The sequence below is a fragment of the Granulosicoccus sp. 3-233 genome (assembly GCF_052681095.1).
This window is the reverse complement of sequence record NZ_JBQYLE010000003.1, coordinates 550780-573043: the sequence shown is the minus strand read 5'-3', so window position 1 is coordinate 573043 and position 22264 is coordinate 550780. Positions and strand designations below refer to the sequence as shown.

General features: G+C 59.8%; 9 protein-coding genes. 7 read left to right on the top strand and 2 right to left on the bottom strand.

All coding sequences use genetic code 11. From position 1 onward, the window contains the following. Window positions 1–32 precede the first annotated feature (32 nt). From ACUNV4_RS11800 to ACUNV4_RS11790, 3 genes are read left to right on the top strand one after another with little or no spacing between them, the layout of a single operon-like run. Entirely contained in the window at window positions 33–1160 is a 1128-nt protein-coding gene (locus tag ACUNV4_RS11800; protein ID WP_430878744.1) for a hypothetical protein, read from the top strand. Continuing rightward, the gene (locus ACUNV4_RS11795; RefSeq protein WP_430878743.1) at window positions 1160–1957 is read left to right on the top strand and encodes an HpcH/HpaI aldolase family protein; all 798 of its coding nucleotides are present in this window, start codon (window positions 1160–1162) and stop codon (window positions 1955–1957) included. Before ACUNV4_RS11800 ends, ACUNV4_RS11795 begins: the two co-directional genes overlap by 1 nt. After that, window positions 1947–2633 (top strand): alpha/beta fold hydrolase, encoded by a 687-nt coding sequence (locus ACUNV4_RS11790; RefSeq protein WP_430878742.1) that lies wholly within the window; start codon window positions 1947–1949, stop codon window positions 2631–2633. Before ACUNV4_RS11795 ends, ACUNV4_RS11790 begins: the two co-directional genes overlap by 11 nt. Before the next feature lie 165 nt (window positions 2634–2798). On the opposite strand, the gene ACUNV4_RS11785 is transcribed toward ACUNV4_RS11790, so the two are convergent. Then, window positions 2799–3455, bottom strand: a complete 657-nt coding sequence (locus tag ACUNV4_RS11785; protein WP_430878741.1) for a DUF3891 family protein — start codon at window positions 3453–3455, stop codon at window positions 2799–2801. 278 nt (window positions 3456–3733) lie between these two features. On the opposite strand from ACUNV4_RS11785, the gene ACUNV4_RS11780 reads away from it, so the two are divergent. The 4 genes from ACUNV4_RS11780 (at window position 3734) to ACUNV4_RS11765 (ending at window position 19187) form a co-directional block, all read left to right on the top strand. Further along, window positions 3734–12070, top strand: a complete 8337-nt coding sequence (locus tag ACUNV4_RS11780) for a hypothetical protein (protein ID WP_430878740.1) — start codon at window positions 3734–3736, stop codon at window positions 12068–12070. Next, the gene (locus ACUNV4_RS11775) at window positions 12070–15315 is read left to right on the top strand and encodes a hypothetical protein (RefSeq protein ID WP_430878739.1); all 3246 of its coding nucleotides are present in this window, start codon (window positions 12070–12072) and stop codon (window positions 15313–15315) included. Before ACUNV4_RS11780 ends, ACUNV4_RS11775 begins: the two co-directional genes overlap by 1 nt. Window positions 15316–15337: 22 nt before the next feature. Beyond that, window positions 15338–18655 carry a hypothetical protein gene (locus ACUNV4_RS11770; RefSeq protein WP_430878738.1) on the top strand — a complete coding sequence of 1106 codons (3318 nt, stop codon included), beginning with the start codon at window positions 15338–15340 and terminating at the stop codon, window positions 18653–18655. A gap of 229 nt (window positions 18656–18884) precedes the next feature. Then, entirely contained in the window at window positions 18885–19187 is a 303-nt protein-coding gene (locus ACUNV4_RS11765) for a hypothetical protein (RefSeq protein WP_430878737.1), read from the top strand. A 45-nt stretch (window positions 19188–19232) separates the two neighbouring features. On the opposite strand, the gene ACUNV4_RS11760 is transcribed toward ACUNV4_RS11765, so the two are convergent. Next, on the bottom strand, window positions 19233–22172 hold the full coding sequence (locus tag ACUNV4_RS11760; protein ID WP_430878736.1) for a response regulator: 2940 nt from the start codon (window positions 22170–22172) through the stop codon (window positions 19233–19235). Window positions 22173–22264: the final 92 nt, after the last annotated feature.

Here is a 22264-nt window from a genome sequence, read left to right as displayed (position 1 = left end):
GGCAGAACAGACCAGACAAGGGAAAAAATACAATGACGACAATCTCCACAGTAGACGCCGAATCACGCCGGATAAAACGCTCCGACTATGTCTCTTGCACGGTGGCCTTCATCGACTGCAAGAAGCCGGGTTCACACCTGAAGGAGAACTATTCCATCATCGGCCCCGGCGTTACCTCATCCGCCGAGCAAGTCGTGAATCTGCCGGAGCCTCATGGTTTCAATATCGGTGCTGCGGCAATGCCGAACGGTATCACCAACAATCTGCACATTCATTTCACTGCCGAGGTGTTCATCGTGCAGAAGGGTGAGTGGACATTCCGTTGGGGATCGAACGGAGAAAACGAGATAGTCGGGCACGAAGGCGACATCGTCTCGGTCCCCACCTGGATTTTTCGCGGTTTCACCAATACGGGGCCGGATGACGGCTGGCTTTTCACGGCTCTGGGCGGTGACAACACCGGTGGTGTGATCTTCCATCCTGACATCATCCGTGAGGCCGCTGACTATGGCCTGTACATTTCCAGTGAGAATACGCTGATCGATACATCACGAGGCGATGCCGTACCCGACGAGAGTGGTCGTATTGCACCCATGCCGGCGAGCGAGGTGGAGCAGCTGCGGGAAGTTTCCCGTGAAGAGATGCGGCGGCGCATCGTGACCGAGTCCGATCGACAGTTCCTGCCGGCATTCATCGATGCATCACTTCCGGGGTGCGGTGCGGAGATGGCGCCGGTCATCGGCTTCGGATTGACACAGAATCGCAAACATGTCGTACCGGTGACCAACCCACACGGGTTCTCGGTGGAATGGTTGCGATTGCAGGCCGGGCAATGTGTCAGTTCATTTTCTCTGCCGGACAAGATGGTACTCATCATGCGTTCCGGCAGCGTACGAGTCACGTTCAACGATGATGCCGATGTCATTGTGGCGCTCGACGCCTGGGAGACGTATTCCATTCCTGCCGACGTCGTGCGGTCGATCGAAGCCACGGGAGAGGAGCCGGCAGAGCTGCTTGTGGTGGTATCAGGTGATCACCGCAAGATGCCGGTTTTCAAGGAGTCGGTAATCGAGGCTGCGCTATCCGAGGGGCTGGCGCTGGATGCCGGCGGATATGTTGCCAAGGCATCGCTATTGAGCAACTACAAGAGGGCCGGTTGATGCGTGCGAATCTGGTCAAGAAACGACTTGCTTCGGGTGAGCCGGTCATCAATGCCTGGTTGTCCATCGCATCGAGCTATTCGGCGGAAGGAGTGGGACACTCCGGTGTTCATTCCGTGACGGTCGACATGCAGCATGGCATGTTGGGCTTTCAGGAGGCCCTGCACATGCTGCAGGCGATCTCGGCAACACCGGCAATTCCGCTGGTGCGCGTCCCCAGTCTCGATCCCGCCAGGATCATGCATCTGCTGGACGCCGGGGCCTACGGCATCATCTGCCCGATGATCTCGACACCCGAGCAGGCAGCCTGCCTGGTGGCAGCTTGCCGATATCCACCCATTGGCAACCGCAGTTTCGGACCCTCTCGCGGTCTGCTCTATGGCGGGCAGGACTATGTCGCGCAAGCCAACGATACCGTCCTTGCCATTCCGATGATCGAAACGGCAGAGGCCGTCAAGCGAATCGACGATATTCTGGCGGTGGATGGGGTCGACATGCTGTATCTGGGACCCAATGATCTGGCCTTCGAGATGGAAGGGCGGGTAACGCAGCCTCGTCCGAACTCCGAAAAAGCCATCGAGTCCGTACTGGCCAGTGCCGGCAAAAGCAATATGCCTGTGGGCATTTTCTGTGCCGATGCGGCAGAGGCGCGCAAGCGAATCGATCAAGGCTGTGCGCTGGTGACACCGGGCAACGACTTTGCACACCTGACTCGCAGTCTGTCCGGCGCCGTACGCGAACTCATTGGTTCAGAGGGTGACAAACCTGCTCGGGCTGAAGGCACTCATGGCTACTGAGTCGTTCCATGAGTGTTCCTGGGTGTTGTTGCCGGGAACACTCTGCACGGGTGCTGTATTCGATGGCTTTCTCGATGGTCTGAATGTGCCGGATAGTTCGCGGCAGGTCGTTCTGCTGGATCGCCCGGGCGTGGAGGACTATCTTGAGGATCTGGAAAGGCTGACAGACGCCAATACGATCATCTGCGGCTTTTCACTGGGGGCCATTGTTGCAGCGCATCTGGCGGATCGCCTGAGTGCATCGCGTTTTCTCCTGTTCGGACTCAACCCGTATGCGGACGATCCGTTGAAGCGTGAGGGTCGTCTTGCGCTTGCTCGTGATGTTCGGCAGCAGGGCGGTGCCGCGGCGCTGGCAACACGACTTCAGCCGATGGCAGGTCGGGACCCGGTAGCGGCACGGGCTCTCGTTCTGTCCATGGCCGATGATTCAACGATACATATCGATGCACAGACTGAACTGGCTTTGTCTCGCCCGGGGGCGCTGGAACATCTGGCAGGTACGTCGGTTCCTGTTACCGTGCTCACGGGCAGTGACGATGGGCAGGCTCCGTTGACTCTGGCTCGTGCTGCGGCAGAAGTCGCGCCGCAGGGCTCCCTGATTCAAATACCGGGTCTGGGTCACTATGCCTTGCTTGAGGACCCAAGGACCTGCAGCCGCTACGTGCTTCAATCCTGAAAGCTGTCCAGCGTCGATCTGCCTGGCTGACCAGTAGCAACTTTCTCAATCGGGCTCGGGACTGGCCTCGGCAGCAGGAGCGCTGAGCGTGGTCGATACGGTATTGGCCGTGAGGCTCTGCACTGCATGACGTGCAGCAGAGCAAGTCATCACGACTGCCGCAACTTACTGCTTGATCTCCCAAGGCACCTGTATTGCTCTGAGCGTCGACGGATACGTCTCTCGCTCGAACGCCAGCAGGTAGCCATCCAGCGAAGCCTGGTCAAAGGGCCAGGGCGAGACTTGTACCAGGCCTTCGCCGTTCATCGTGATACTCAGTGAGCGGCGTTGCCGGCTTTCACGGCGAGGGTAGACAGAGACGGCACCTTTGAAGGGTTTTTCGAAACAGAAATGGAAGGCGACGCTGTCGCAGAAGGCGGTCACGGCATCGGCACGTTGGTAGAGTGCTTCACTGATCTGCGTGGTCTCGGCCAGCGCTCGAATGCGTTGACGGCATTCATTCTTCAGCAAGGCATGTTCATCATCGTCCATCAAGCGCAGCGCATGATGCTTGACGACGGTTTCGGCAACGCGATCACTGAGCTCGGTATTCATGAGCCGCTCCAGGGTATAGGCGCGTTCCACGGCTGACATGGCTCCGATGGCAAATTCGTCGCAGGTACCAAAACCCAGATCGTGCAGGGCGACACCGGCGTTGAACGATGCCGATGGCAGCTCGGGACGATCGAAGTCATCGTTGCCCCAGTGTTGCGCCAATATTCCGGCGAGGCGCATGTGCTCGTACTGGGTGAAGTTGATGGTGCGGCGTGTGGACTCGAACATGTGTCAAGACTATCGTATTTCCAGCCACGGGTGAGACGCATGACAGTATTCACCGGCCCATCGCGTTTCCGGTGCGCGTCTTCCTGTCTCATTGAGAGTGACAGGCGGGTTGCAGCGGTGTTGTCTGTTGACCATTGATCCCTTGGGGCAGAACAGCAGGCGCCTGGACACCCGGACCTTAAACTAATTGTCAGTTGTGTCAGCGCGCCGCTCTGATCCATTGTGTAGGGGATCCATTTCCGTCACTTGCCAGCGTTCATCGGTACGAGGGAGGCAGCATGGCCAGAACTGCAGGAATACCGCTTGTTGATCTGTTTGGATTGACAGATCGGATCAATGCTGCGCTGCCTCCTGTCTTCCAGAATTTCACCGATCGCTTTGTCGTCACACAGCACCGTACCACGCGATCTGCAGGAGCCATTCATCACCACGGTGTCTTGCAGTCCATCGTCGATAGTGCAAGTGCGGATATCGAGGAGCTGGACATCGGTATCGGCACCCTGCAGATTCCACTGATCCATGCCGGTGTGCCTTTTCAGTTTGCCGTGTCCCGGGCAGCCATCGTCAACAATCTGGAACCGGGTCCGAGCTCCTGGCAACTGGATGTTCGCCTGGCCGATTTCGTTCTGGTTCTTGACGCTCTGGAGCCTGCCATCTACGTTCCCGAGATCAGTACCGCGCCGCGACATCTGGTACGGGACCCCGGACGTGATCGTGTCAAGATCATCGGGTCTGCCACTGTCCGGTTTTCCCGGGTTGGCAACGCCGATATCGTGACCAGTTTCATTGATGAAAGCGATCCGCTGGATCCCACGGCCACCTCCGGCGGTGTGTTCTCGCTGACCTGCAGTCCACCGCATTTCTTCTTCGGGAAATCCCAGTTGGGCATGACCATCAACCAGCTGGCCTATGATTTCTCGGCGGAGTATTCACCGCCAGCTGTGATCGAACGAGGGCAGGAGGCCGCGTGGGAAGGGCTGAGTGTCAAGGAGGCAACCCTCTATGCACCTCGAAACCTGCCTCTCGTCGGCGATGTTTCCGGCAGCGTCAAGAATGCCTTGTTCGGCAGACCGGCGGGTATTCAGGGCGACTTCGAGCTGCAGTTCGGTCGATCTGCGCTGAACCCTGACACCTTTCGCTTCAGACAGGAGGGTGAGGAGGAAGTGGCGGCTCAAGGGCTGGGGCTGTCCAGAAAGGTGGCAATCGTTGCCGATCAGGATGACAGGGTCACCTTGCAGGCCGCGTTCACCGCCAGCGCTCCGCCCGAGGGCGGTGTTCTCGAAGACTGGTCAGCCCGCTGGCACTGGCCGGATGACTCGATAGACGATGACGTGGATGTGTCCAGCGGAGCCGTCATGCACGGTGAGGAACTGCGTGTGACGCCCCTGGAACATGTCGATGGGGTGGACGATCCCGTCGAGCACCCGGAGGTCATCTTCCGCTTCGAGGCCGCAGGTGAGGGAGCGGTGGTTCGAACGACCATCAATGGCAGTGTGCTGGACAATGTCGTGCATGTGGGAGGCACGGTGGCACAGATCAACGCGCTGACGTTCGAGGCCGTATCCACGGCGCCGGGTACATCAGCCTTCGAGTGGGAGCTCAATGCACGCAACATCCGGCATCAGGGGGCCACGTTCATGCCGGATGTCACGGGATTGACCGGCGAGCACCTGATCAAGCTCAGCGAGAAGCCGCAGGATGGTGATCCCAAACGCGTCAGCCATCTCAAGATCAGGATCATCGATACCGGAGAACTGCTTGTCGGTACGGAGGATGGTGTTTTCACCGGCTCGGATCCGACGGTACCGCAGGACATCTCGGATGTAGAGGCGACCTTCGACCTGAGTGATTTTCACGCCAGTGGTGCGAGCAATACCAAGGCGGAGCAAGCCGTACTGGACAACACGACGTCTGCCAATGTCGTGGTGCCCGCTGACGGTCTGGCTCAGGTGGTGATTCCGCTCGGTGCCGCGCCTGCAGTCGTGGAACATGATCGCCACATTCGTGTGCTGATGGCCTTTGATGACAATGTGGTGCGGGGCTGGGGCAGGGATGACAAGGGTGTGTCGCTGGCACCGGTCGGCGCCAACGGTGGTGACAACGAGTCCACCATTCGTCCGCAAGTACAGGACTGGGCTGCGCGCTATCCGGGTGCTCTATTCCTGGTGGTGGGACGCTGTGATGATATCGATGATGATGCCTACAACACGGACCTGGCCGAGCGCCGGGCCAGCAAGGGCGCCGAGCTGCTCACCGGTGCCGATCCGACGAGCACGGCAGTTGCGCTGAACCGGGTATATCAGCGCGGCGAGCAATCGGCATGGGTCGACCCGCCCGGTGCTACGGATGATGGCAATACGCTGGAGGAAGATGGCGATATCGGGCTGGAGCAGGCCGAGAAATTCGAGGCGGTGGGTGATGCAACGCTCGAGAACGGCAGGCTGATCGAAGTTCTTGAAGAGCGTGACGGCTGGCCGGCTGATCAGGATGTGGATCATGCTGCCGAGATCACCCGTATACAGTATCGCCGGGTGGATATCTATGCGGTCGGTGGTACACCGGCAGATGGCTCCACGCGTGCCGAGAAGGAACCGGCTCGTGACCCGACCTTGCGACGGTCACTTGTGCCGGCCAACGGACGCATTCTGGTGCCCACTCATGCGCCTGACCCGCGTTTCGATTATCGGGTGCGACTGCTGCTGGGCTGGGACAAGCCAACCGCCGATGGCTTTGACAAGGCGGTACCGAACCTGGGTGAGCTGGATGTTGTCTGGACACCGGCTGAAACACCCTTGCCGCCACTGAGCATACCCGGGGGCGGGGGAGCGACAACGCCCGTGGACATGTCCAGCGAGACCTGGATTGTCGAGATGCGCTTCATTCATGATGAAATCACGGATTTCACCCGGATCTCCCTCGGCTTGCGATCGGAAGGTGATGATGATGGTCTGGGCAGTATCGAGAGCAGCCTGTTTACATCAACCATGGCACTGGCTCCCATGCTGCTCTCCGGGATTCGCCCGCAGGACAATGCCGTCGGCGCCGGCGCACGAATCACCGCACTGGTTGCGCTGGCCGGTCTGTCGCAGCTGGAAACGAGTCCCGGCAATAAGCTGATCAGCGACGACAGCAAGACGTCCCTGATTGCAGTTCGCGGTGAAATCGACATGCGCTCCGCGGCCGACCCCGGGGCGGCCTATCAGCTCAAGGTTCTGGCGGAGTACACCTGCACATTGCATGTGGACTTCGGCAAACTGGGCTTGCGTACGCGGGACGACAAGCCGTTGAAGATCCGCTACAAGGATGTCGGTATTTCCTTCGACAATACCCGGGAAGGCTGGGAGAAGCTGGGTCTGGCCTATGACACCCGGTCGCTGGAGATCGAGGATCCGGGAGTCTGGCGGATCGACGGGGTGCTTGGCGAGTTGCTGCGAATCGTCGAAGTGGAAATGGGCAACGGCTCTCTGTGGATCGAGGCGCGACTGGCCATCGGCCTCAATCTCGGCATCATCAATGTCACCGAAGCCATCGTTCGCATGACCTTCGGCAACGACCCATTGCCGGTCTTCGAACTGCGTGGGTTCGTGCTGACGGCCAATATTCCGAATGTACTCGAAGGTGAGGGGCGTCTACGCATCGAAAGCAATGGCACGGTTCGCGCCGGAGTCGAGGCCAACATCATTCCGGTCGGATTGGGGTGTTCTGCAGGGCTGGCGTTCGGCAAGCCCTTCGGCAATCCTCCCGGATCTTTGCCCGACATCTTCCTGGAATTGTTCCTCGGCGTGCAGTTCAGCACGCCGGTACCGCTGGCCCAGTCCGGTGCGGCGCTCTATGGGTTCAAGGGGTTGTTTGTCATGAACGGCGAGCGTGCCATCGCGGACGATCCGCCCGATCGCATTCAGGCGGAGCTTGACTGGTGGAACCAGAGCCCCGGTGAGAAATACCGACCGGAGCTCGGGCAGTATGCACTGGGTGTGGGGGTCGTGCTCGGCACCATGCCGGATGCCTCCTTCTGTTTTTCCGCCTCCGGCATGCTGGTGGTCGCCTTCCCTGATCCGGAAGTCATTCTGGGTGTGGACGTCGAGATCATCTCGGTGCCGGACACGCAGGCCAGTGAAGGGCGCAAGCAGCGCAGCACCATTACCGGCCTGATCGTGATCGATGATGAAGCGGTGACTGTTGCGGTGTCGGCAACCTACGAGATTCCCAAGGTGCTGAGTCTGAAGGTGCCATTCGGCGCCTACTTTCCGTATTCATTGCAAGGCACCTATGTGCGTATAGGCTCGGATGGATTTGCCGGCCGCTCGGGCGAGCCGGTAACCCTGACCTTGCTGCCCGGCACACTGGATGCACAGGCCTGGGCCTATCTGATGATCGAACAGGACGGGCTGCCCAGCCTGGGGGGCGATCCGCGTTTCAGCTTTGATGGTTTTTCCGTGGGCATGGGGGCCGGCTGGAGTATCGAGTGGTCTGCCGGTCCCATCGAGTTGCGCGCCTCGGCCAAGGTACTGGTCGGTTTCGGGACTCGGCCGTTGTTGATCAAGGGTGGTGTCTTCGTGGACGGTGAACTGGACCTGGTTGTCCTGTCCATCAGTGCACGTGGTGAAATCATCCTGACCTATCTCGATGGTGAGGTGTATCTGGAAGGCGAGTTCTGTGGCTCGGTGGACATGTTCTTCTTCTCGCTCGAAGGCTGCGTCGGCGTCAAGTTCGGGGTCGAGCTGCTGCCGGATGATCCGCCGGAACCCGAAGCTCCCATCGTCTCCATCGATCTGACGGATCGACAGGATCGGATCATGGGTGCAGCGACCACGGCCATCACGGCCAGCACGCTGCCGGCCGAGCCGATTTTCAGACTGGTGACCGATGGCAACGGCAATACCAGCAACGAAGGTGTTGCTCCGGCGGACAATCAGACGGTCTGGGCTGATACCGCCCCGATTCTCAATTTCCGACAGCATGCCTCGATGGGCATGCCATCCGGTGATCGCATTGCGCCTGTTGCTTCCGGAGGCTCGTCACTCTGGTCCGGATCAAACCGCCTGAAATACGCCTACCGGATCGATCAGATCGTTCTGCGCAAACGCGGGGGTGGTGATGTCGGCGATCCGGCAAAGGCGATTCAGACGGTATGGATGTCATCACCGGTCAAGCTGCCTGACAGTTCCGGGGTGAACAATCCGGCCAGTTCCGAGCACGAAGGGCCGAGACTGAAACTGCTCGACTGGGATCCCTGGACCTGGGTGGAGAACACGGACAGTGGTGGAGAAGGAACGGGCGGTGATCCGGTGGATGAAATCGAAGATCTGTGCGAGCCCCTGCCAGAGCCTCGTCGAGCGTGTATCTACGGTCGGGCAGCGCGCGGAGTGAGCCTGTATCAGGTACGTTTCCGAGCCGAGTCAGCCGCATCGCCACCGTATCCGAGCAAGTTCTTCCTGACGGCCGAGCCCGCCGTGACAGTAGGTGATCGACGCTTTGCCGGTGCCGCACTGCAAGCCCTGCTGGCGTCTACAGGGGCAATCGTTCAGCCCGGCGTGGTCGTGGATCTGCCGATGACCATCTCCCTGCGTGGGGAGGTCGTCAAGCGCGGCTACCGCCTGCCCTTTGGGCGTCAGACCCGGGCACAGGGGCTGCGTGACACCCCCTTGCCGTGGCAGGGACAGTTTGATCGTGACATTCTCCAGCCGGAGCTGACATTTCTGGTCTGCGAATCTGCCGGACAGGCCGGAGATACCCGAGTCGAGTGCTTCGATTTCGATGGGGTGAGGCCCGATGGGAAACACCTGAACCTGGTGCTGGAATCGCTGACCATTCGTGCTCTGGATCAGCAGAAACCCTTTGCAGCCGTTGATCGCCTGAACTCCGTGAATACACCGGTGACCCTGGGCAGTGATGGTCGTGCCGATATCAGTTTTCCGCAATCCGGCATCGAGCTCTTTCTCAAGCAACCCTGTGTGCAGGTTGAAGTCTTTTTCTGGAAGCCGTCGAGTAGCCCGATCGAGGTGTCCGCGATTGACACCACAGGCGCTGTTGCCGACACGGCCACCATCTCCATTTCGCCCAATGGTCCGGTCAGCGCACGACTCACGGGTGTGGCCGGCATCGTGCGACTGCGTATCACCGGTGGCAGCGGTGAGTCGCTGTTCTATCGCCTGTGTTGCAGCCTCTCGGATGAACCTGAGACGCCGCCACGTTGCGAGACCTTCAAGGGCGTCAAGCTGCGTGACGATGGTTTTCAGAGTCTGACGCACAACGGCATTCAACTGGGTGTTCTGAAACGCTCGGACACTCTGCGCATGACCGATCGCATCGATCAGTCAGGGCCGACCCCCAGGCTCGGCCGTGACCGCATTCCCGAGTTCCTGTTTCCGCAGGCGGGCATGAGTATTCAATTGCCAGAGGCATGCAGGGAGGTTGAACTGTGGGTGATGCTGGGGGCCACCGAGGTGGTAGCCACCGGATTCGATGCGCGAAACAAGGAGGTGGCACGAGTCCGCTCACCGTCGAAGCAGCAGACCCCCTTGCGTTTGCAGCTGTCTTCGTCTGGCGACCCCATCAAGTCCATAAGGTTGACCGGAGGAGCCGGGGAGGCCAGTTTCTTCCGGCTTTGCTGTCTGAGCACGGTCAGCCGGGAGCACTGCATCAACTTCAAGGGGCTGCGATTGCCGGACAATGTGTCGAGCTTCTCTCACGGCAATGTTGCCTTCAGTGACCTGGGCGAGAGAAACGGTCTGCGTCTGGTGGACCAGGTCGATATCACGACCAGTGAGCCGCAACCGGGTAGCGATGGTGTGCCCGAGTTGCTGGTGCCCAGCGCCGGGCTGAGCATCAAACTGCCACAGGCCGCTGACACGGTGGTGATTCGTGCCATGACCTTCGGTGGCGTCGTGAAGGGAGAGGCCCGCAATGCAACCGGTGCGCGGGTCGATGGCGCGGTGACCAGTGGCGAGAAAGGGGTAGAGCATGAACTGCGCTTCGCCGGTTCCGGCATCGTGTCGATCGAATTGTTCAGCGATGCCGAGGACTCTGTCATTCATGAGATCTGCATGGGAGCGAGTCAGTCACAGGATGATGTCGCACCGATCGGTGAGCAGAATCTGTTGCCGGTCGTATTCGGCAAGCCCGGCCGAGATGAGCGCGGCGATCGCTGGCCGGCACGGGTCATCACATCGCACAAATTGCCGGATGAGCGTCATTGTCACGTGGTGGCCTATCGGGCGGAGGATCCGGCTCGGGCCTATGACTCTTTTGACATGCTTTCACCGCGTGGCGTCGAAGTGACTTTCCTGTCGGCCTGCGGTACGGATCTGGTCGCTGTCGAGAATCGCCTGAACGATCAACAGCTGCGGGACGAGCGCCTCTCTGTGCTGACGGCCGTCTTGCAGGCCGAGGTCACTGAGCGCCGTGACATCATTCTTGAAGCAGACACGATCTACGAAATCGAGATCGGCTGGTCCTGGCAGGCATGGGAAGGCAATGACGATGGTACGGACAGCCCGCCGGCCATTCCGGATGCTGGCAACTGGCAGGCGGCCACAGAGCCGCAGGTATTCGCTTTTGCAACAGCGGGCGATACGCTGGGAGTCGGCAATGAGCAGGATGGTCTGAACGAGCACGTATTCGACGCGCGTGACATGGCTCGCTACATTCATCGGGTGGAGCCCGTGGATGGGCGTGTCGTTCACTTCACTGATGATCCACTCTGGGTGCACTTCAATGAAGGTCATGTCTCGCAACTGGCAGAAATATACGGCTACGAACTGGCGCTCGAGGTGCGTAGAACCGATCCGCCGCCTCAGACCACGCCTGCGCTTCTGGCCGAGAAGATGGCGCCGCTGCCAGTGATCGTGAGCTGGCACAACGGACCCACCACATTCAACAGCACTGGAGCCAATCGCATCAATGATGCACTGGTGGCGGCACCTTGCCTGCCGGAGGGGGCGGCCACCGGTGGCGCTTCGATGGCAGCACAGGTGGAACTCGAACCTCGGGCCATGTACGACCTGAATCTGGTTGCCAGGGACAGCAGTGGTCTGTCGATTCTCGTCTCCGGCACCCGCTTCACCACGTCGCGCTACAGCGGACCCGGGCAGATGCTCGCGGACATGGGTTACGATGCTGGCAGCGATGCACCGTTCCCTGCCGAAGAAATCATCATTACAGGTGCGGCACCCTCTCTGAGTGGGGCCATGGAAGAATCGGATGCCGCGCTGGGTGTGCTGTTGGCAGAGCTGGACGCCGATACCTTGCCATTGCCTGCCGATCGCCCCAACAGCTACGTCTTCTGGCGGTTCGATGGCAGCGATTGGGTCATCGATGGTGTTCTCGTGGATGCACTGGAGCCGATGAAACGCGAAGGGGCAGTGATTACCGCTGGCGGTTCGGAGATCGTGTCGCGCCTGCAACTCAGCGGGGGCGTCATTGGTGTGGAGACCTTGCAGGTATACCGTGCCAATACGCAGTGGACCCGTGTCTTTCTGGCACCGACCACGGCGATCAAGCCATCGGGTGAGACACGACTCGAACTCACCTTCTCGACACCGGACGGGGACATCAGTGGTGCTCGGCTGCTGGGTACCGTGCCGCGAATGCTGGCGCTGGAGGGTCTGGTCTGATGCAGCATCATGTCAATCCACTGTTGATGAATGCCCACGCCTTGCCGGTGGATATCCGGGAGCCCCACGCACAGGCGGGCAATCACATACGGGTATCGACGCACCCGCTGCTGGGTTTGCCGATAACACCCTTTGTGGTGTACCGGGCCGTGGTCAACAATCGCAAGACGTTGACCCGGCGACGTACGGCAGCCTATATCGATGACGCCAGTGGACAGGCCTTGTTTCCTCCGTTCAATGTGCAAGTCGGCCAGTCGGTGAGCGTGTATCTGTCACTGGGGCAGAACGAACAGTGCCTCTGGGTCAACCTGTTCGCGCAAGCCGAAAAGGGGGAGTCCCGTGATGATGGTCGTCCAGTGATCATCCGACCCGGTAATGACAGAGACGGGTCACGATCCGGATTTCATGTGGATGCGTTCATGGCCTCGAGCACGGGACGTGGACCGGCAATCATTGGTCGTCGCAGCGAGCTACCCTTCACGTTCTCTGCACCGAATGTCGTTCAGCTTCGCGTATCCGGAGCAGGCACGGTCTTCGGTGTCGAGTGGATAGAAGCGCACGATACTCAGCATCTGGAGTACGAGCCCTACACCGTGATGTGTCTGCCACACAAGGGCGGTGCGCGCTATCTGCCAATCCAGGCGCCAATTGCGCTGGCTGCTGCGCATACTTCGGCACAAGCGCCCAAACGCCTGCCCTTGCAGGAAGCATCTGGCATTCCCGCGCCCGATGCCGCGCCTGTTGCCACCATTGCCCAGGAACTGCAGCGTGTCGCTTCCTTGTCCGGCAAGCTCGATGAAGATCTGGATGCGCTGATCGATGATGTCTCGGTGCCACAGATCGAGCAGACGGTGACCGAACGGGTGACCGATGCCGATGGCAATGTGCTGTTGGATGCCGATGGCAACCCGGCTGGTTCCAGCACGACCCGTCGGCTGCAGCGTGTGTTCGGTGCGCTGGCCGATCCGGGCACCGCCACCGGATTCGGGTACAAGATGCGCGACGATACCTTCGTCGAAGTCGAGGATCGCGTCATCTTCTATCGGGTCTATGGCTTCTTCGAGGATGTTGCCTCGGGCGCCAGTGATGATGTCGGCATGGATCCGCTTCGGCAGGTCTTCGATGCAGCTTTGGGCCAGGTACAGGCAGCTGATCGCAATCTGCGGGGAGATCTTGTTTTCAAGCGCTATTCAGCGCTGGTGGAAAAACTGCCCATCGGCAAGCCTGTCGCCACCTTGACAGAGCCCATCATCAGCAGACCCCGCACCTTTGTCATGCTGCAAACGCATGCGGTGGTGGATCGGCTGGCACCGCTGGAGCAGCCTGAGTCGGTGAACATCACCGGGACGCTGCACAAGGCCTGGTTGCCCGGTCAGCCACCGGATGCCAGGCGAGAAGTGGAACTGCAACTGTCGGGCGTCCGGGTTGCCGGTTTGCTGGCTGCCGCCAAACGCACACCTGCTGGCAGTGGTGTTGTCGAAGGCTTGAACCGCAAGAATGACAAGGGCTTTCATCTGCCGATCGTACTGGCCAGCAATGTCGATGATGAAACCGGACAACCCGTCGATGAGCCGGGTACCGGATTCATTGCCGATCGCAAGGCGGCAGCGCCCGCCATTGACTATGCCGTCGCCCAGCAGGATCGCTTCGGGCGCTGGTCCGAGTGGACACGAACGACTGCCGGGGCAGGGCAGCGACCCAGACCTCCGCGTCCCATCCTGCAGGGTTATTATCGGCAGCCGGATATTGCCGACGCAGCCAGCAGCGGCGGTCGGATCACGGTATTCGTGGCGGTGCCGGACGCTGCGGATCTGGCACCCGGCAGTCTGGAACTGAGCCACGTTCGCCTGTTCATCAGCGATCCTCTGGCGCCATCGACGCAGCATGATCTGGCCGAGGCAGACAAGGTTGCCGTTCCCGGACAGCCAGGTTCCTTTCGGGTCGAGCTGCGTATGGAGGGGCCGGTGCTGGCCCTGCTCGAACAGCGCCGCCTTACCATCAATGCAAGGTGGTTTGACACGGCCAATCGACAATCCGTGCTGTCAGAAGACATCCGTCTGAATCTGGTGGATCCGCGTCCGCCCCTGCAGTTGAGCGTACCGCCGTTTCTTCTCTATTCCGCACGTCCGGATGTCACCGGGCTTGCCTGGATCGAGCATCGCTGGAGCGGACAGTCCGGGGTGAATTACGCCATCTACCATTGCGACGAGAATCGCCTGCGCCTTCACCTGGAGCAGGAGAATGAGACGGCACTGCTGGCACAGATCGATAATGCGCCTGATGCGGCGGTTCGTGCCGGCGTCTATCGTGACAATGCGGCGGCTTTCCCGGATCATCTGTTCGAACGACTCGATGATGTCATGGTGGATTTCGCCGGTAGTGAGACTGGCTTTCGTCATGCCGTGTCCGGTTCGCTGCGCATATTGAGTGCCTACAAGATTGCGGCGGAATCCGAATCCGGAGGCAAACCGGACCTGAGTGAGCTGCCGATCATCCTGTATGGCGTGCCCAACAGCGATCCACCCCAACAACCCACGCTGACGGTACGGCCGGTTGAATCGTTGCCCGCTGAGCCGGATTACGTCGTGCAAGCGAACATCACGGTTCTGGCTGGTGTCACGCCGGCCAGAACCTGGCGACTGCGACGAACCCGTACTGACACGAAGCTGCTTGCCAACATGCCCATCGTTGCCAGCGGCAGCATTGCGGCTGCCGATGCCGAGACGGGTCGGCAGAGTGCCGAATACCGCGATACCGGCCCGGTGCTCGTGGCGAGGACCGCGCAGCTGACACCCTGGACGCGCTATGTCTATCGGGTGGAAGTGCAAGGTGCGCCCGAAGACGGCTCCTCGCCACCGGTTCCGGGACGCTGGAGTGTCGCCTCCGAACCGGTCTCGCTGGTCCTGATTCCGGGCGCTCCACCGGATACACCGGCGCTGGTCAATCTGTCCGGTACGGCAGTGGCTGGCGGCATGACGAATGTCGTGTTGACCTTGTCACACCCGCAACGGCTCTCTGGTGGCATCAGCGGGTACTACTCGGTGCGCGTGGACAGGCGTTTTCCGGAAGGCGTACTGGAATCACTGGGCAGTCATGACATCGTGCAACCGGACGAGCCACTCAGCTTCTCCGGGGTGAAGGACGTGCCCGGTGGCGAAGTCGTGCCCCTGGGAACACTGTATGTCGTGACCCTCAGTGACCCTCTGGGCCGCAGTGCCGAGTCGCTGCATGCGACATTGAGCTGATGCCGACAAAGGAGATGCACCCATGCCTGCGCTGAACCCCACACCGGATACTCTGGGTCTTGCTTCACCGGCACTTGGGCCGTGGTTTCGCCACGACAGCGCAACCTTGCCGGTCCTGGCTCTACCGAATGCCGACTTGTCCGTAACGGTACCCCTGGTGGTGGACATGGAATGGCGTGCCCCGGCCGGAGGGACGCGTTCCTATGCCGTGGCCACCAGCACGCGTCCAGCGATACTGCAGACCCTGCGTGATGCAAACGGCGATGCAGCGTTCAGTGATGACAGTCTGGTCGTTCTGCACACATTGCTGCCCGAAGTGGAGCTGCGACTCTGGACTTTGACGCAGGTGGTGCCACAGCCGGATGGTTCGGCCCTGACGGCTGCCAATACACCGAGTCGGTTGCGGATACGATCCTTTGCCCTGGAAATACCCGATCCCCCCACCGACATGAACAATCTGCGTGAAACCGATCTGGCCAGTGAATTCGATACCGACGCGAAGCGCGCCGAATTCCTGGGTCTGTCTCTTGCCGGCACGCTGGGTAATGGTACGCCGGTGACGGAGCTGTGTCGGCCGGATCATGACAGTGCCATCCTTGTACAGAACCGCACCGGTATTCCTCTCAACAGTGCCAGGCTCTGGTGTTTCGATCACCGTGGAAGAGCGGTCGACCCCGGAGCCGTTGCCTCCATGTGGTCCTTCATGTCAGACCCTGCCAACGCAGCAGTCTGGACCAATCTGGCCACCGAAACCGATGCCAGTCTGTCGCGAACGGCAGCGACGGCGGCTGGACGAATCGCGCACCTGGTCTCGCCCAGTGAAGGGCCGCTGGATTCTGCCATTGCGGCTCGTCTCGCCACATCGGGCCTGACGGCGATTGACAGCAGTAACTCACTGTTCACGATCGGTACCAGCCCCGGCTTGCAGTTGAGTACGGCCCCGGCAACCGATCTGGTGCCGATTCCCCGGATGGCGCCGTTGCCCAATGGTCCCTATGTGCCTGTTCCTGTCGCACCGGTTGCGGCTTCCGGGGCTCTGTTTTCCGGCTGGACAACTGCAAGTCCGGTCTTTGCTCTGGCACGAGACTATCTACGCATCGCCATGCTGGATGTGGAGAGTCTGGCAGTGGGAGCAGGGCGGGACGACAGCGCGCAGGCCAATCCGATGACCCGGCTTGCCCCGTTGCAGAACAGCGCCGGCAACCCCGTGCTGCTGTCCATGGATGCAATGGCGGGTGCTGTCATGACGACGCTGGCGGGCGGTGCGGCGACAGCCATGGCACCCGTCATGGATACACATGGTGGTGCCTCGTCGCCGGTAGCGTCCGGTAGCGCTGTGCTGCCACTCAGACTGGAATACGAGGTGTTCCCACTGGCGGGGGAGGGCTCGGTCAGCGGTGACACCAGCGAGGGCCAGACTGTGCTGATCGATGTCAGAACGCCGGATGTCAGCAGCGATGGATGGGTCAGGCTCTATACGCATGCGCGGGATGAACTTACCGGCAAGCGAAAACGTCTTGACGGCGGGGCTGCTGCGTTCGATGGCGCTGGACTTGCGCGGGTGATCGTGCCGATACCCGATGGAACGAGCGGCCCGACCGATCCGGGCGGTGACCCCGTGTTCATCAGTTTCGATGCCATGGTGATATCCGGCGGCTCATCGGCCATGTTCATGGACCAGCGGGTCATTCGGCCTGCGGTAGCGGGTGGTTCTCGTCTCGACGCCTCCGCACTGGACGGAAGCGAAAGTCTGTTCGTGTGCGAACGTGCTGCGACTTTCACGACCGGCAGTGCCAGCTGGCAGCCGGGTGATCATGTCATGGTGGTGTCCGGCGATCCCGACACGACACCGCATGCATTGCTGGATACACAGACACTGGCGGCAGCGGACAGGATTGCCGCGACCTTGAGCAATGCGGCAATGGCGGATGACACCTTGATCACGACGTCGCCTGCGTTTACCGATACCCCTGCAGGTACTCTGGCGGAAGTCGGTGGTACGGCAACGCGTGTGCATCGAGCACGCAGTCATCTGACTGATCCCGGTACCCTGGGAGCCGCTGCGCCTTCCATGGAGCGATTCGAACTCGTTGCCAATGATGCAGCGAACCTGATTGCTACGGTGGGTGCCGGAGAATTGCGTGAGCACTATCACGAAGCAGCGCCGCCTCGGCTGGCGCACGCCGGGTTGCCCGCAGCACCGGAGATCGGCTCACTGGGCCTGTCTCTGGCAGGGCCTGCTGCCACAGCCTTGATCCCCTTGATGGATGAGCGGCGTTCGACAGGTCTGGGTGAGTACCTCACGGCGGTGTCTACCCCGATGCCCGTGGCACCCGCTGTCACCGGCACCACACAGTGGTCTGCCGTACTGGAAACCATTGCACACGGAGTCACGGGCGATGCGATCGTGCGTGCCTATGTCACCGCAGCCATGGCCAGTCATACACCGGGACAAAGCTGGGTGGATCTGAAAAATGCCATTGAAGCTGCCACGGGGCAGAACCTGGATCCCTTGATCGATACGGCGACATTCGATGATGATGCCGCGGCCGCCGGTGTCGATCGCTTGATACGGAAAACCGCTGACGGCGTGAACGAATTTGCGCGTGCCGTGACCACTGCCATCGAACGGGCAGAGGACTTTGTCTACATCCAGACGCCTTGCATCGATAACGATGTGGACGGTGATGATCTTGACTGGATTCAGGCGATCAGGAATCGCTGGGCGGAGCGACCGGGCTTGTGCGTCATGCTGATCGTACCGGAGAATTTTCTGCCCGACAGACCAGATCGGCTGAAGGATATCCGCAAGGCTGGCATCAATGCCGCGCTGAAAGAGCTCGCCGATGCCAATGCCTCGCGATTGGCATGGGTGACACCGATTGCCGGTCCCGGGCGGCCCTGGCATCTGGCGGCGTCTGCCATTGTCGTGGATGACGTCTGGATGGCATTGGGATCTACTCACTTCTGGCGACGTGGCCTGACGTTTGACAGTTCACTGGCTGCCACGCTGTTTGACGAGAATGTCACCATGGGGCGACCCACAGCCGTGCGTGCCACCCGCCTGCAACTTCTGGCCAACTCGCTGGGACTGGCGGTGAATCTGGTGCCGGATGATCCGGAAGACTGTCTCGAGGCATTGCAACAACTGGCGTCCGGTTCGGGGCTGGGACGTATCAAGCCCAATATCTTCTCGCCCGCAGCCAACGACAGGGACTTGCTGGAACGCTCGATCTGGAATCCCGATGGTCGACCGGGCGCATTCTCCACCTGGTTCGGATTTTTCAATGATCTGATCGATAGCGGAGATGCCGCGGGGATATCCGATGCGATTCGTTGAGGGAGCAGGGGGCGTCGTGCGAACGGGTAGTGCAGACAGGTAGTGCAGTTGGGTAGTGCGGTTGGGTAGTGCGGTTGGGTAGTGCGGTTGGGTAGTGCGGTTGGGTAGTGCGGTTGGGTAGTGCGGTTGGGTGAAACGTTGGATTGTAATATCTGCAGAAATGTCAGATTCTGGAGTGGTTGCCATCGAATCAGGATAGTTTGACGTCGACGCAAGAGGCATGAAGACGATGAGTATTCCTGACAACAAGGCTCGAGATGACAAGCGCAGCAGATTGACGGACAACGCCGACAACGCCGACAACGCCGATAACGCCGATAACGCGAACAGCGTGGATGGAACAGCCAAGTCCGGCAGATCCGACATCAAGAGTGCCGAGAATGAGCACCCGGATGATGAAAAGGATCAGGGCAAGCACAGTGAAAGTGCCTATCCGAACGATGATTACTGGGAAAAGCGGGGAGGCAGGAAATCCGAGGTGTCTCCTGACGAGACACCTGAACCGGACAATGGCTATCGCTGGGAGGACTGACTGGGTCGCACATATTGATGTGGCATAGCGGGCTTTTTTTCCGCTTCAGGCTTCGCTAATGATAGGGTCCGTCTGGCCGATCACTCTCAGCAGATCACCCAGCGAAACCGGTTTGACCAGATGATGATCGAATCCTGCAGCCATTGAGGCACGCTCGTCTGCGGATGCCGCGTGGCCGGAAAGGGCGATATAGCGAGAATGCTGCAGGCCGGGCACCGACTTCATGGCTTTTATCAGATCGAGTCCGCTCATGTCCGGCAGGTTGATGTCCAGCATCACGATTTCCGGACGAGTCGTTTTTGCCAGTTGCAAAGCGGTCTTGCCATCGCCGGCGGTTGACGTGTCAAAGCCCTTCTGATTGAGCAGTCGCTGATAGAGACGGGTCAGATCGGAAGCGTCATCCACCACCAATACCCGAGTTGCTGCGGATGACATTGCGACAGTTGACTCTGTCTCGGGCTGAATGTTCTCAGGTACTACCGTCAAGTCAGAGGGGGCCACGGCCTCTGCAACGGGCAGGAAAGGGGCGACGGCGTCAAGAATGGACTGAGCGTCGATGGGTTTGCTCAGGAAGGCACAGCAGCCGCTGTCGATACAGCGCTTCACGTCGTTCGGCATGACGTTGGCGGTCAGTGCGATGATTGGCTTGTCGAACCCCAGTGCGCGTAGTCGCTGTGCACACTGGTAGCCATCGAGTCGTGGCATGTGCATGTCCAGCAGAACGAGATCGACAGCGGGTTCCGTTCCGCTCATGATCCTTTCTATGTGGTTGATTGCCTCGACACCGTCCTGACTGGTCACCACGCTGGCACCGGCATCCTGCAGGTATTGTGCGATCAGCTGACGAATATCGACGTGATCGTCAACCACCAGAACCCGTGCCCCCTGCCGCAGTGAAACCGGTCCGACAGGCTTGCTCTGCTCTGTACTTCCAGGACTCGCTTCCACCGAAGGCCTTTCTTCCAGAATATCGCAATCGATCGAAAAGGAAAAACAGCTGCCTTTGCCAGGTGTACTCTCGACGGTGATCTTGCCGCCCAGATAGGCCGCCAGTCGCTGACTGATGGCAAGACCCAGACCGGTGCCTCCGAATTGCTGATTGATTGATCCATCTCCCTGACTGAAGGGCTGAAACAGACGGCCCAGTTGTTCACTGGACATGCCGGTACCGGTATCCACGATGGCGCATTTCAATTGCGAGTTCGTGCCGCGAATGAATCGCACCGACAGTTGAACAGAACCGGTTTCGGTAAACTTGATTGCATTGCCGATCAGATTCACCAGAATCTGTTTGAGTCGTTGCGGATCACTTCGGATGACTCCGGGGACGGCACTCAGAAAAATCACTTCGAAGTCGATGCCTTTTTCGGATGCGCGTACCGCCATCATCGAGCGAACATCATCGATGAACTCCTGGATGGAGAAGTCGATCTGCTGGATGTCGAGTTTGCCGGATTCTATCTTCGAAATATCGAGAATGTCGTTGATGATGTCCAGCAGAAACTGACCATTGCGCTTGATGATGTGCAGGTATTCTGTTTGTTCTGCATCATCGGTTCGCATGGCCAGCAGATCGGCATAACCCAGCACAGCACTCATCGGCGTGCGAATCTCGTGACTCATGTGGGCAAGGAAAGCACTCTTTGTCTCGTTTGCGACTTCTGCCTGACGTCGTGCTTCGTGCAAGGCCTCCTGCACTTCGCGTTCCGCTGAAATGTCGGTGAAAGTGCCGATGAACTCGGAGGGGACCGATGTCGTTCCCTGCCTGGTCACGATGGTTCGGCTTTGCAATCTTACCCAGCGACAGACACCATTGCGACACAGGAGCCTGGCGGTGGTGTCGATACGGATGCTGCCATCGTCCTGAATCGCTTGCTGATAGAGTGCTCTGAGTCGCTGTTGATCGTCCGGATGAAACAGGTCGGGTACCTGGTCACAGGAAGGTTCGGGTTCGTCCTCCCAGCCGACCAGTGCCCGAAATTCATTCGAGTACATGATCTGGTTCTTTTCCAGGTCGACATGAATCAGGGCCAGACCAGCTGCCTCTATCGCCAGGTTCAGGCGCTCCTGACTCAGACGAATCAGGCGCTCCTGATTGACACGCTCGCTCACATCAGCGCCCTCGACGAAGATACCGGTTACTCTGCCGGCAACATCGCGAATGGGCTGGTACACGAAATCCAGATAACGTCTTTCAGTCTTGCCGGTAGCGTCGACGGCAAGGTCGATGGGGGCTGACGCTGCCACATAGGCCTCGCCGGACTGATAGACCTCGTCGAGCAGTTCCTTGAAGCCTTGGTCCCGCAGATCGGGGAACAGTTCGCCAACAGTGTCGCCCACTGCCACCTTTCGATGCACCACCTCACGAAAGCGCGTGTTGGCGTAGGTGAAGCGGTGATCGGGTCCTTCCAGTACGCAGATGAAGCCGGGGGCCTGCTCGAACAGGGTGCGCCAGCGCGCATCGGCCTGTTGCAGTTCCTGTTGGGCCCGAACCTGCTGCGTGGTCTCGGTGCAGACAACCAGTACTCCGCCTACCTTGAATGGCGAATCAGGATCGTAGACGGGGCCGTAACTGTAGGTCCAGTACACCTCTTCGAGTCGACCGTAGCGGATGATCGGTACAAGTTGATTTTCATGCCAGGTGGATTCACCACCGGCCATGACCTGTTCGATCTGTGGGCCGATGATCGGCCAGATCTCCTTCCAGGACTCGCGCCCCGGGCTACCGAGTATCGAGGGGTGTTTTTCCGGACCGATACATTCAGAGTAGGCATCGTTGTAGAAACAATAGTGCTCGGGGCCCCAGAAAATGAACATCGGGTGGCGGGTGGTCAGCATGGTGCGCAAGGTGATCTGCAGAGGCACAGGCCAGTCATGAGCATCACCCAGTGGGGTAAGGCTCCAGTCGAGCGATCGCATGCGCGAGCCCATTTCGCCGCCTCCCCGGAGAAAGCCGGGCTGTCGCTCGCGTTTATCGTGATCCAAGGTTGATCCCTGTCGTTTCAATACAGCGTGACTACACACGGTGCGCAGCATCCCAAGTGATCCGACGACCACCACATGCACCATGAGAGGCC

What these genes read in the sequence shown, in the direction of transcription:
- ACUNV4_RS11800 (WP_430878744.1), top strand. Translation starts at nt 33, where the DNA reads ATGACGACAATCTCCACAGTAGACGCCGAATCACGCCGGATAAAACGC.
- ACUNV4_RS11795 (WP_430878743.1), top strand. Translation starts at nt 1,160, where the DNA reads ATGCGTGCGAATCTGGTCAAGAAACGACTTGCTTCGGGTGAGCCGGTC.
- ACUNV4_RS11790 (WP_430878742.1), top strand. Translation starts at nt 1,947, where the DNA reads ATGGCTACTGAGTCGTTCCATGAGTGTTCCTGGGTGTTGTTGCCGGGA.
- ACUNV4_RS11785 (WP_430878741.1), bottom strand. Translation starts at nt 3,455, where the DNA reads ATGTTCGAGTCCACACGCCGCACCATCAACTTCACCCAGTACGAGCAC.
- ACUNV4_RS11780 (WP_430878740.1), top strand. Translation starts at nt 3,734, where the DNA reads ATGGCCAGAACTGCAGGAATACCGCTTGTTGATCTGTTTGGATTGACA.
- ACUNV4_RS11775 (WP_430878739.1), top strand. Translation starts at nt 12,070, where the DNA reads ATGCAGCATCATGTCAATCCACTGTTGATGAATGCCCACGCCTTGCCG.
- ACUNV4_RS11770 (WP_430878738.1), top strand. Translation starts at nt 15,338, where the DNA reads ATGCCTGCGCTGAACCCCACACCGGATACTCTGGGTCTTGCTTCACCG.
- ACUNV4_RS11765 (WP_430878737.1), top strand. Translation starts at nt 18,885, where the DNA reads ATGAGTATTCCTGACAACAAGGCTCGAGATGACAAGCGCAGCAGATTG.